This is a genomic window from Streptomyces zhaozhouensis (genome assembly GCF_900230195.1).
Classification (GTDB): domain Bacteria; phylum Actinomycetota; class Actinomycetes; order Streptomycetales; family Streptomycetaceae; genus Streptomyces; species Streptomyces zhaozhouensis.
This window is the reverse complement of sequence record NZ_OCNE01000013.1, coordinates 125,621-137,031: the sequence shown is the minus strand read 5'-3', so window position 1 is coordinate 137,031 and position 11,411 is coordinate 125,621. Positions and strand designations below refer to the sequence as shown.

Below are 11,411 nucleotides of genomic sequence, written 5' to 3'. Positions count from 1 at the left end.
ACGGTCCCGGCCCGGGGCCGGGCGGGCGGCCGGGGCGTGGTTCGATGGGCGGGTGGATGGAGAAGAGCTGGTGAAGCGGGTGGCCGAGGCCGTCAGGCGGGTCGCGGCCCAGGAGATCCTGCCGCGCTGGCGGCAGTTGGCGGCGCACGAGGTGACGCAGAAGTCGGGACCCCACGACCTGGTGACCGTGGCCGACCGGGAGGCCGAGCGGGTACTCACGGCGGAGCTGACCGAGCTGCTGCCCGGCTCGGTGGTGGTGGGCGAGGAGGCGGTGCACGACGATCCGACCGTCTACGCCGCGCTGGAGGGCGAGGCGCCGGTGTGGATCGTCGACCCGGTCGACGGCACCCGGCCGTTCGTGCGCGGGGAGGCCGGCTTCTGCACGCTGGTGGCGCTGGCCGAACGCGGCGAGCTGCTGGGGTCCTGGACGCACGCGCCGGCCACCGGCCGGTTCGCGCACGCCTGGCGCGGGGCCGGCGCCTACTGCGACGGCGAACGCCTCGACGCCGGCTCCCCCGCCCCGGGGCGGCCGCTGCGGGTCGCCCACTCCCACCCCGACTACACCTCGCCACGGCAGAAGCGCGCCCTGAGCGTGCTGAACGCGGAGGGCATCGCCCCGCGGCCCTGCGGCGCGGCCGGACTGGAGTACCTGGCCGTCGCGCGGGGGGAGTCGGACGCGATCGTCTTCGACTGGGAGAACGCCTGGGACCACGCGGCCGGACTGCTGCTGGTCGAGGAGGCCGGGGGCGCGCAGGCGACGCGCTCCGGCGCGAGGTTCCGCCTGGCCGGTGCCAACGCGGTCCCGTTCACCGCCGCCAGGGACCGGGCGACCGCCGACCGCCTGGTGGCCCTGCTCCGCACCCACGAGGAGCCGCCGGGCGCTCCCGACGGCCCCGTCGCCGGCTGAGGACGCGCGCGCCCCGCGCACACGGGCGGCGCCCGCCGGTGTGCGCGCGGCCCGGTGCGCGGTGTGCGCGGGCCGCTCGGTCGGCGGGGCCGCCCCCCGGCAGCGCGGTGGGGAGGGTCCGCCGGCCGGCGGACGCTCCCGCGCGGCGCGGCGCGGCGTGCCGGCCCGTGGCGACCGCTTCCGGAGAACAACTGGTGGTCGGCCTGAGCGTGTTGACCGTGCGACGGTTCCGAGGCGGTGGCGGCGTATCCTCGGGGTGCTGGTCCGCCTGTCGCTCACCGTTGAGGGGAGAGCCGTACGTTGCCTGCGTTGCGTGACGTGGTCGTGGTGGGGGCCGGGCCGAACGGGCTGACGGCCGCCGTTGAGCTGGCGCGGCGCGGGATGTCGGTCGCGCTCTTCGAGGCCATGGAGACGGTCGGCGGCGGGGCGCGGACCGAGGAGCTGACGCTGCCGGGCTTCCGGCACGACCCCTGTTCTGCCGTGCATCCGATGGGCGTCGGTTCGCCGGCGTTCCGGGCCATGCCCCTGGCCCGCTACGGACTTCAGTGGGTGCAGCCCGATCTGCCGCTGGCGCACCCCTTCCCCGACGGGAGCGCCGCCGTGCTCGCCCGGGGCGTGGGCGAGACGGCGGCGAGCTTCGGGCCGCGCGACGCCGCCGCCTACCGCCGGCTGCTCGCGCCGTTCCTCGGGCGCTGGGAGACACTGGCGGGCGACTTCCTGAAGGTGCCCTGGGACGGGCTGCCGCGCGACCCGCTGCTGCTGGCCCGCTTCGGGCTGGTGGGGACGCCGCCCGTGTCGTGGCTGACCCGGCGGTTCTCCGACGAGCGTGCCAGGGCGCTGATGACGGGGCTCGCCGGGCATGTCGTCGCGCCGTCCTCGACCCCGGCGACCGGGGCGGTGGCGCTGGTCTTCGCGTTGGCGGCGCACGAGGTGGGGTGGCCGATCGCCCGGGGCGGATCGCAGGCCATCGCCGACGCGCTCGCCGCCTATCTGCGCGACCTCGGCGGCGAGATCCACACCGGGGTCGAGGTGCGGCGGCTCGACGAGCTGCCGCCGGCGCGTGCCTACGTCTTCGACACCTCGCCGACCGCGCTGGCCAGGATCGCCGGGCTGGGCCGCGCCTACCGCCACTTCCGCTACGGCGCCGCCGCGTTCAAGGTGGACTACGCGCTGGACGGGCCGGTGCCGTGGACCTCGCCCGAGGCGCGGCGGGCCGGCACGGTCCATCTGGGGGCCACCAGCGGTGAGATCGAGCGGGCGCTGGTCGACGCGGCGCGCCGGGGGCAGGCCCCGGAGGTGCCGTTCCTCGTCACCTCGCAGCCGACGCTCTTCGACCCGAGCCGCGCCCCCGAGGGCAAGCACGTCTACTGGGCGTACGGGCACGTGCCGAACGGCTGGGACGGCGACCTCACGGAGGCGGTGGAGCGGCAGATCGAGCGGTTCGCGCCGGGCTTCCGCGACCTGGTGCTGGCCAGGTCGGTGGCCGGGCCCCCGGAGCTGGCCCGGAGGAACGCCAACTACGTGGGCGGCGACATCGCCTGCGGCGCCTTCTCCGGCACCCAGACGCTCTTCCGTCCGCAGATCGGCCCCCGCCCCTACGCCACCCCGCATCCCCGGGTCTTCCTCTGCTCCTCCGCGACCTGGCCGGCGCCGGGGGTGCACGGCATGTCCGGGCACAACGCGGCCAAGGCCGTCTGGCGGCGACTGCGCGCCGGCGGTTCCTGACCCGCTCCCTCCGCCGGGGCGGTCGGGAGCGGTGAGGCGGGTGCCCGCGGCGCCGTGCCCAGCGACCATGGTGGTCGGGGACGACGGCGGATAGGGTCCGTGTTCGACCGCAACGACCACAGGGACCTCAGAATGACGCAGAGCTGGAGTGTGCTGATCGCCGCCGACAAGTTCAAGGGCTCGCTGTCGGCCGCGGAGGTGGCGGAGCATGTCGCCGCCGGCATCCGCCGCGCGCGCCCGGAGGCCGAGGTGACCGCCCTGCCGGTCGCCGACGGCGGCGACGGCACGGTGGACGCGGCGGTCGCCGGTGGGTTCGAACCGGTGGAGGTGGAGGTCACCGGCCCGTTGGGCCTGTCCGTCGCGGCGCGCTTCGCGCTGCGCGGCCGGACCGCCGTGGTCGAGATGGCGCAGGCCGCGGGTCTCTCGCTCCTCCCGCCGAGCACCTTCGCGCCCATGACGGCGACCACCTACGGCACCGGGGAGCTGATCGCCGCCGCGCTGGACGCGGGGGCCACCCGGATCATCCTCGGCGTCGGCGGCTCGGCGACCACCGACGGTGGCGCCGGGATGCTGACCGCCCTGGGCGCCAGACTGCTGGACGAGGACGGCGACCCGATCCCCTGGGGCGGCGCGCCGCTGCGGGAGCTGACGAGCGCCGATCTGTCGGGGCTCGATCCCCGGCTGAAGGACACCGAGTTCGTCCTGGCCAGCGACGTGGACAACCCGCTCACCGGCCCCCAGGGCGCCGCCAGCGTCTACGGCCCGCAGAAGGGCGCCGACCCGCTGGAGATCGAGATCCTGGACGGCGCGCTGACGCACTTCACGGAGGTGCTGGCGCGCGCCGAGGGGTCCCGCGTCGAGGAGCTGGCCAAGGCCCCGGGCGCCGGCGCCGCCGGCGGCATCGGCTTCGGCGCGCTGCTCGGCCTGAACGCCGCCTTCCGCCCCGGCATCGAGGTGCTGCTCGAGGTGCTGGGCTTCCAGGAGGCGCTGGCCGCGGCCGATGTCGTGGTCACGGGCGAGGGGTCGCTGGACGAGCAGACGCTCAGGGGAAAGGCACCGGCCGGCGTGGCCGCCGAGGCCCGTGCCGCCGGCAAGCGGGTCCTGGCCGTCTGCGGCCGGCTCACCCTGGAGAAGAGGGCGCTGGCCGACGCCGGCATCGAGGCCGCCTACGCGCTGAGCGCGCTGGAGCCCGACCCGACCCGCAGCATGAACGAGGCGGGCCCGCTGCTGGAGCGCGTCTCCGCCCAACTCGCCGAGGAACGGCTGAAGTAGTCGCCCCGCCGGAGGGCGTCGCGTGGCCCGGCTCAGCCGGCTGTGTGACGCCTCCGGTGACGACGCGCCCCGTGGACGGCCGTGCCCGGGACGGCCGGCGCGAGGACGCGGAACGCGCCGGTGTCCAGGTACGCCGGCGGGGCGTCCAGCCGTTCCGCGACGGCCGGACGGCGGCCGGCCCCGCCTCCGGGGCGGGCGGTGCCTCCCCGCGCCGCGGGCGCCGCCGCGCCGCGCCCCTCCCTCCTTCTGCCCCGCCCTCACCGCTGCCCCCTCCGTCCGCCGTGGCGCGGCACCTCGCCGCGACGCCCGCGAGCGCCATGGACACACAACGTAACCGAGCCCACTGACAGTCCGTCCCGACCGCGGGGCGGGGCCGCTCACTCGGCCAGCAGCAGGGCCTCCCCGCCCACCGGGCGGAAGCCGGCCGCCTGGAAGGCGCGGACGCTGCGCGCGTTCCCCGGCGGCTGTTGGGACCACAGCAGCTCGCCCGCCGGCAGCAGTTGCCGGCCGGCCAGCGCCAACGCCCGTCCGAGCCCGCGCCCGCCGGCCGCCCCCTCGACCTCGACGGCGATCTCCCAGCGGCCGGCCACCCCGCGGCCGAGGACCAGCAGGCCGCCGTCGGTCGTCCAGACCCGCACCGCGTCGCGGAACGCCCGAGCCCTGACCACCCGCGGATGGTCGCTCTCGGTGACCTCGGTGAGCGGCAGCACGGGCGGCCCCGACAGCGCCGGCGCGACGGTCAACATGTCGACGATGTTGACGCGGCGCCCGGTGTGGGCGCCCAGCGCGACGAGGAACGCCGGGCCCAACGGGGCCGCCAGCGGGTCGGGCGAGGCGGACGCCAGCGCCTCGCGCACCCAGTCCGGATCGACGTCCGCGTAGACCACCGCGTGCGCGCTCATCCCGAGCACCCCCGCGTCCCTGGCGCTGGGCTGCGGCACGACGGTGACCCCGCCGTCCGGGGCCGGGAACTCCCCGCGCCCCACGGCGCGGAGTATCCCGGCGAGCGCGCCGCTCACGGCTCCGTGACGGAGTAAGCGAAGACCCGCGGTCGCTCCTCCTTGGTGAGGTCGACCGTGATCGCCACCTCGGGTTCGTGCTCCGACTGGCGCACGATCGTGCCCGCGTAGATCCGGCCCGGGTCGTCGAAGGCCCAGCCGACGGTCCCCGCCTCCTGGGACGGGATGGTCACGGTGCCCTCGACGAGGCCGGCCCTGCTGGTGCCCAACTCCTCGAGGAACCCGCTGAGCTGGCTCGGCGAGCAGCGGAACTCCACGTACATGGCGCTGCGGTCCCAGGCGTTGGTCTCGAAGTGGCCGACATAGGCGGAGCCGCCGGGGATCGGGACGTCGTAGATGCGCCGCTGGACCTTGCTCGGCCACTCGTAGACCAGGGTGCGCGCCGACGCGGAACGGGCCTTGTCCTCGCCGCTCTCCCGGCTCACATAGGCGGATTGCACCATGTAGCCGGCGGGGATGGCGATGAGCAGCAGCACGATCAGGGCCACCAGCCAGCGGTGGCGGGGCCGGTGCGGCGGCCGGAGGGGGACCTCGGGGGTGCCGCCGCCGGGTGGGGTGGTGCTCGGCGTCGTCACTGCTCACCCACCCGACCGCGCGGCGTGAGCCGCAGCTCGAAGGGCGGGCTCTGCGCCCGCTCGGCACGGCGGCGGTTGGCCCGCCGGAAGCGGCGGGCGACCAGCCTGGCCAGGTCGGCGGCGCCGACCATGCCGGCGTCCGCCCCCAGCGCCGCACGGACGATGGTGGCCTCGGGTCGGTACCCGCGCCCGGTCAGCTGGCGCCGGAACGCCTCCCTGGCCGGGCCGATCAGCAGCTCGTCGGCGTCGCTGACCCCGCCGCCGACCACGAAGCGCGCCGGGTCGAGCGCCGCCGCCAGATTGGCGATGCCCACACCGAGCCAACGTCCGATGTCCTGGAGCAGTTCCACGCACATGGGATCGCCCTCGCGGGCCAGCTCTGTGATCAGGGGGCCCGTGATGTCCCCGATCTGCCCCTGGACCCGGTCCAGGATGTGGTGGGCCACCGGGGAGTCGGCGGCCGCCAGCTCGCGCGCCTCGCGGACCAGCGCGTTCCCCGAGCTGTACTGCTCCCAGCAGCCGCGGTTGCCGCAGGGGCAGCGATGGCCGGCGGGCACCACCTGCATGTGGCCGAACTCGCCGGCGACGCCGTACGCGCCCCGTTTGACCTTGCCGGTCTCCAGTATCCCGCCGCCGATGCCGGTGCCGAGAGTGATCATCACCAGGTGGTCGGCGCCCCGGCCCGCGCCGAAGCGCCACTCGCCCCAGGCGGCGGTGTTGGCGTCGTTGTCCACCATGATCGGCACCGCGAGACGGGCCGCGAGGGCGTCCCGCAACGGCTCGTTGCGCCACGCGAGATGGGGCGCGAACAGAACCGTCGAACGCTGCGCGTCGACCCAGCCGGCGGCGCCGATGCCCACCGCGTGCACGTCGTGCCGGTCGGAGAGGTCGAGCACCAGCTCGGCGATGGTGTCCTCGACCACCTTGGGGCTCTTGGACTTCTCCGGCGTCTCGGTGCGGACCCGCTCCAGGATCGCGCCGTCGGCGTCGACGACACCGGCCATCACCTTGGTGCCGCCGATGTCGATCCCCACGGTGGGCACCTTGGGCGCCGAGAGGTGTGAGGAGCGCTCCCGGCTGGCGATGGCGCGCAGGACGGACGCCCGCGCCGTCTGGCGGTGCGCACGCTCACGGTAGGTACTCATCGGCTTGATTGTGCCCTACCCCGCCGACGGGTGGCGGGCTGCCCACCTGCTGGCGGCGCACCGGGGAAGGTCGGGAGAAGCGCCGGTGACGGGGCGGCGGACGCCGGGGAAAGCGACGGGTAACGGCGGGCGTCACGGCCTGGTGAACGCCCCCGCGCATCGACACGCTTCCACGCGCCGGGGCGTGCGCGCCGGCACTCGCCTGTGGGGGGCCAGGGGGCCCGTTCCCGCCGAGCGCCCGCTCCCCCGCGGGCGGGCGCCCGCCCGTTCGGCGGGGCGGCCGACCGGCCGGACGCGGAACGGGGGATCATGGCGGAGGCCGCGCCGCGCCCACCCCACCGGCCCGGCGCGCGGCCGCGAGGAGGTCCGTTGAAACGCCCGACCATGCAGGACATCGCCCTTCGGGCCGGGGTCACCAAGGCCGCCGTCTCGTTCGCGTTGAACGGGCGCCCCGGGGTCTCCGAGGCCACCAGGGGGCGCGTTCTGGCCATCGCCGAGGAGTTGGGCTGGCAGCCGAGCAGCGCGGCGAGGGCGCTGTCCGACGGTCGGGCGGGGGCGTTCGGTCTGGTCATCGACCGCCCGGCGCACACGCTGGGGCGCGAGCCCTACTTCATGCAGCTGATCTCCGGCATCCAGACCGAACTGGCCACGGACACCACGCCGTTGCTGCTGACGATGGCGGAGGACCAGGCCGCCGAGATCGCGCTCTACCGGGCCTGGTGGGCGCGGCGGGCGGTGGACGGGGTGTTCCTGGTCGATCTCCAGGTGGACGACGCGCGGGTGCCGGTGCTGGAGGCGCTGGGGATGCCGACGGTCGTGATCGGCGCGCCGGTGGGCACGGGGACGCTGCCCGCCGTGTGGAGCGACGACACGGCGGCGGTCGCCCTGGTCGTGGCCCACCTGGCGGAGCTGGGCCACCGGCGTCTGGCGCGGGTCTCGGGCCCCGACCGGCTGCGGCACACCTCGCTGCGGACGGAGGCGTTCACCCGGGCGGTCGCCGAGCGCGGCCTGGTGGGCCGCACCGTGACGGCGGACTACAGCGGCGAGGGCGGCGCGGCGGCGACGCGTGAGCTGCTGGCCGGGGAGGGGCGGCCGACGGCGCTCGTCTACGACAACGACGTGATGGCGCTCTCCGGGCTGGCGGCGGCGCAGGCTCTGGGGCTGCGGGTGCCGGCCGACGTGTCGGTGGTGGCCTGGGACGACTCGGCGCTGTGCGCGCTGGTCAACCCCCCGCTGACGGCGCTGAGTCGGGACATCGGAGCCTACGGCGCGCGGGCGGCGCGCTCGCTGCGGGCCGCGGCGGAGGGGCGGCGCCCCGGCGACCTCCGCGGCATCGGCTTCGCGCTGACGCCCCGCGGTTCGACGGCCCCGCCGCCCGGCGCCGCCTGAGCGGCGGGCGCCCGCGCCTCCGGAGGGGAGGGTCGCGGCGCCGGGACCGGTGGGGGACGGTCCCGGCGCCGCCGTGGGGGGACGTGGTCTGCGGTGGTCGGCTCAGCAGCCGTAGTCGATCAGGTCGAACGACTCGTAGTGGTCGGAGGTGTAGTAGTCCTCCTGGGAGGAGTCACCGGTGACGACCCGTCGCGCGCCACGGTGGTCGATGCCGGGGGTCTCCACGGTGTACTCGTGGTAGTAGCCGGTCGGCTGACTCGGCAGCAGGCCCTCGCGGTTCTGGAAGACGCCGCCGTCCTGCGGGTACGGGTACGGGCCGCCCTGTTCGATCAGGTCGAGCGTGTCGTGCGCCTGCGACGGCAGGGCGCCGTAGCAGATGTCGCCGACGGCCCACGGCTGAAGGGACGTCGCGACGGTCGTGGGGGTGGGGGCAGGGGAGGTCGGGTGGGGGGTGGCGGTCGCCGCGCTCTGGCCGCCGACCAGGAGTGCTGCGAGGAGGGCGCTGAGGGAGCCGACTCGGGCCGCCCTGGCCGTCCTTGACGCGTGATTCATGCCCATGCCAATAGTGTGACGCGCGTAGCATGACGCGCGTCAACCGTGCGGGCGAGGATTTTCCCAGGAGTTCACAGGACCCCGACGCCGTGACCACCTCACGCCGGGGCGGCGCCGGGGCGCGCGGGAGCGAAACCGTCAATGGTCGTGCGCGCCCCGGCGCGCGCGGAGTTGACGCCAGCCGTCCTCGGTGGGGGTGCCGTACAGCCGCAGCCGCGCGACGCCGCCGTCGGGGAAGACGTCCAGGCGGGCGTGGGTGGCCGGCGGGGTGTCGTTCGGCAGCACGAAGCGGTGCACGGTGTCGGGCAGCAGCCGGGTGCGCGGCAGCACCCGCCGCCAGCGCGCCGGGTCGCTCGGCGCCGGCTCGCCCGGCCGCCCGTCCCACACCGCGAGCTCCGCCCAACCGGGCGCGTTGCCCCGGTAGTTGCCCGTGTCGATCGCCACGGCGGCGAGCACGCCGCGCGCCGCGAGCCGGTAGCGCAGCCAGTCGTGGCCGGTGTCGCGGCGGCGGCGGGTCTCCCAGCCCTCCTCCATCGAACGGGAGCGGCCCGGCAGGACGGTGTGGACCGGCGGTGAGTAGAAGCGGTCGGACGCGTCCTCGACCAGCCCGCCGTTCTCCAGCGCGACCAGGTCGAAGGTGCCGAGGGCGGCCAACCACCCCGGGTCGGGGCGCGGTTCGCCGTGCGCCCGCAGCCGCGCGATCCCGCCGTCCGGGTACTGGCTCAGCCGCAGGTGGGTGAGGCGGCGCCGGGTGGCCGCCGGCAGCGGGAAGGCGTGCGCGGCGTGGCCCCCCACCTCGGTGACCGGCACCAGTTCCGTCCACTCGGCGGCGGGGGTGCGCGTGGTGGCGGCGTCGGCGTCGGCGTCGACGGGGAGTTCGGCGTCGGCGGGAAGTTCGGCGCCCTCGACCCGCACCGCGCGCGGGTGGTTGCCCCGGAAGTGCGCGGTGTCCACCACGAGACCGTGCAGCAGTCCCGGCACGCCGAGGCGTATCAACGCCCAGTCGTGCGCTTCGGGTTCCGGGTGCGGGCGGGCGGCTGACCGGCCGCGACGGCGCCGGGTCTCCCAGCCGTCCATGATCTTGCCCTTGTGGCCGAAGGCGTCGGGGTCGAAGCGTGCCGGGCCCGGCACGAGGAGGTTCTCCCGTTCGGCGAAGAACTCGTCGCTGGCCGCCGTCACCGAGCCGCCGACGCGCCGGTCGGCGAGGTCGGGCAGCCGGGCGAAGGGCAGCGCGGCCGGGTCCGGGGCGCGGTAGTCGGCGTAGGGGTCTCCGCCGCCGTAGGGCGCGGCGGCTCCGGGGAAGACGGTGGGGGTGGTCCGTTCCGGCGACTCGGGCACGTCGTTCAACTCCTCTCGATCAGCCGCCCCACGGGCCGTCCCGACCCCGCGGTGACGGTGACGCCGCGCGACCGGGTCTCGGTGACGACGCCGCGCAGGGTGCGGCCGGCGTAGGCGGTGACGGGGTTGCGGTGGTGGAGGGCGGCGGGGTCGACGGTGAGAGTGGCCTCCGGGTCGAGGACCGCGAGGTCGGCGTCGCGGCCGGGGGCGATGGCGCCCTTGTGACCGAGCCCGGCGATCCGGGCGGGGGCGGTGGCCATCCAACGGGCCACGTCCGCCAGGTCGTGACCGCGCGCCGCGGCGGCCGTCCAGACCAGCGGGAGACCGAGTTGCAACGAGGAGATGCCGCCCCAGGCGCGGCCGAAGTCGGGCACCTTGAGGTCGGCGGTGCACGGCGAGTGGTCGGAGACCACGCAGTCCAGGGTGCCGTCGGCGAGCGCGGCCCAGAGCGCCTCCCGGTTGGCGGCCTCCCTGATGGGCGGGCAGCACTTGAACGCGGTGGCCCCGTCGGGGATCTCCTCGGCCGTGAGGGTCAGGAAGTGCGGGCAGGTCTCGGCGGTGACGGCGACACCCGCCGCCTTGGCCTCGGCGATCGGCGGCAGCGCGGACGCGGCCGAGAGGTGCAGGACATGGACGCGGGCGCCGGTGCGGGCGGCGAGCCCGCACAGCCGCGCGACGGCGGCGTGCTCGGCCGCGGCCGGCCGGGAGGCCAGGAAGTCGGCGTAGCGCGGGCCGGAGGGCGCGGGCGCGGCGGCGAGGTGTGCGGCGTCCTCGGCATGGGCGATGAGCAGCCCGTCGAAGGCGGCGATCGCGGTCATCGCGGCTTCCAGCCGCCCGGGGTCCAGCGGCGGGAACTCCTCGACGCCCGAGGGCGACAGGAAGCACTTGAAGCCGAAGACGCCCGCGTCGTGGAGCGGGCGCAGCTCGGCGAGGTTGTCCGGGACCGCGCCGCCCCAGAAGCCGACGTCGACGTGGACGCGGCCGTGCGCCGCCTCCCGTTTGGCGGCGAGCCAGGCGGGGCGGGTGGTGGGCGGCAGGCTGTTGAGCGGCATGTCGAGCAGGGTGGTGACGCCGCCGGCCGCCGCCGCCCGGGTGGCGGTGGGAAAGCCCTCCCAGTCGGCGCGGCCGGGATCGTTGACGTGCACGTGGGTGTCGACGAGTCCGGGCAGCAGGGCCGCCGTGCCGTGGTCCACGACGGCGGCGCCTGGCGGGGGCGGGGCGTCGTGCGGCAGCACGGCGGCGATCCGCCCGTCAGCCACGGCGACGGCGGCGGGGCGCACGCCCTCCGGCGTGACCACCCGGCGGGAGCGCAGCAGCAGGTCGACCGGCGCGTTCCCGGGGGCGACATCGCTGGTCAACCGGCCACCCCCGAAAGGACGCTGACGGCGGAACGCTTCAACGTTCTGTTGGAGCCGCCGGTCTCGATGGTCGGCCGACCGGGGGAGAACCGTCAAGGGCCGGTAGGCTTCCGGATGACCGCAGCCCGTGT

The 11,411-nt window shown here is 76.2% G+C and carries 10 protein-coding genes; 4 read left to right on the top strand and 6 right to left on the bottom strand.

Annotation, left to right across the window (positions count from 1 at the left end):
• The first annotated feature begins 52 nt into the window (after positions 1–52).
• The 3 genes from CRP51_RS18685 to CRP51_RS18675 all read left to right on the top strand — a co-directional run bounded on the left by CRP51_RS18685 (position 53) and on the right by CRP51_RS18675 (position 3,904).
• Positions 53–907: an inositol monophosphatase family protein gene (locus tag CRP51_RS18685; protein WP_097232463.1), complete on the top strand. Its 855-nt coding sequence runs from the start codon at positions 53–55 to the stop codon at positions 905–907.
• A 300-nt stretch (positions 908–1,207) separates the two neighbouring features.
• Positions 1,208–2,632 (top strand): phytoene desaturase family protein, encoded by a 1,425-nt coding sequence (locus CRP51_RS18680; protein ID WP_097232392.1) that lies wholly within the window; start codon positions 1,208–1,210, stop codon positions 2,630–2,632.
• A gap of 132 nt (positions 2,633–2,764) precedes the next feature.
• On the top strand, positions 2,765–3,904 hold the full coding sequence (locus CRP51_RS18675; RefSeq protein WP_170970602.1) for a glycerate kinase: 1,140 nt from the start codon (positions 2,765–2,767) through the stop codon (positions 3,902–3,904).
• A 377-nt stretch (positions 3,905–4,281) separates the two neighbouring features.
• Here CRP51_RS18675 and CRP51_RS18670 read toward each other — a convergent pair whose 3' ends face one another.
• From CRP51_RS18670 to CRP51_RS18660, 3 genes are read right to left on the bottom strand one after another with little or no spacing between them, the layout of a single operon-like run.
• Positions 4,282–4,923, bottom strand: a complete 642-nt coding sequence (locus tag CRP51_RS18670) for a GNAT family N-acetyltransferase (protein WP_097232391.1) — start codon at positions 4,921–4,923, stop codon at positions 4,282–4,284.
• Positions 4,920–5,498 carry a hypothetical protein gene (locus CRP51_RS18665; protein WP_097232390.1) on the bottom strand — a complete coding sequence of 193 codons (579 nt, stop codon included), beginning with the start codon at positions 5,496–5,498 and terminating at the stop codon, positions 4,920–4,922. The genes CRP51_RS18670 and CRP51_RS18665 overlap by 4 nt, the downstream gene beginning before the upstream one ends.
• Positions 5,495–6,643, bottom strand: a complete 1,149-nt coding sequence (locus CRP51_RS18660; protein ID WP_097232389.1) for an ROK family glucokinase — start codon at positions 6,641–6,643, stop codon at positions 5,495–5,497. Before CRP51_RS18660 ends, CRP51_RS18665 begins: the two co-directional genes overlap by 4 nt.
• 369 nt (positions 6,644–7,012) lie before the next feature.
• On the opposite strand from CRP51_RS18660, the gene CRP51_RS18655 reads away from it, so the two are divergent.
• A complete protein-coding gene (locus CRP51_RS18655; RefSeq protein WP_097232388.1) occupies positions 7,013–8,032 on the top strand; it encodes a LacI family DNA-binding transcriptional regulator in 1,020 nt (339 codons plus the stop codon).
• 102 nt (positions 8,033–8,134) lie between these two features.
• Here CRP51_RS18655 and CRP51_RS18650 read toward each other — a convergent pair whose 3' ends face one another.
• The 3 genes from CRP51_RS18650 to allB form a co-directional block, all read right to left on the bottom strand.
• Entirely contained in the window at positions 8,135–8,590 is a 456-nt protein-coding gene (locus tag CRP51_RS18650) for a ribonuclease domain-containing protein (protein WP_097232387.1), read from the bottom strand.
• Between the two features lie 132 nt (positions 8,591–8,722).
• Complete coding sequence (gene alc / locus CRP51_RS18645; RefSeq protein ID WP_170970601.1) at positions 8,723–9,922, bottom strand: allantoicase; 1,200 nt, start codon at positions 9,920–9,922, stop codon at positions 8,723–8,725.
• A 5-nt stretch (positions 9,923–9,927) separates the two neighbouring features.
• Positions 9,928–11,280 carry an allantoinase AllB gene (allB, locus tag CRP51_RS18640; protein WP_245880667.1) on the bottom strand — a complete coding sequence of 451 codons (1,353 nt, stop codon included), beginning with the start codon at positions 11,278–11,280 and terminating at the stop codon, positions 9,928–9,930.
• Positions 11,281–11,411 lie beyond the last annotated feature (131 nt).

Excerpts from the sequence above, each read along its gene's own strand:
- CRP51_RS18675 (WP_170970602.1), top strand. The coding sequence starts at position 2,765 with ATGACGCAGAGCTGGAGTGTGCTGATCGCCGCCGACAAGTTCAAGGGC.
- CRP51_RS18660 (WP_097232389.1), bottom strand. The coding sequence starts at position 6,643 with ATGAGTACCTACCGTGAGCGTGCGCACCGCCAGACGGCGCGGGCGTCC.
- CRP51_RS18650 (WP_097232387.1), bottom strand. The coding sequence starts at position 8,590 with ATGGGCATGAATCACGCGTCAAGGACGGCCAGGGCGGCCCGAGTCGGC.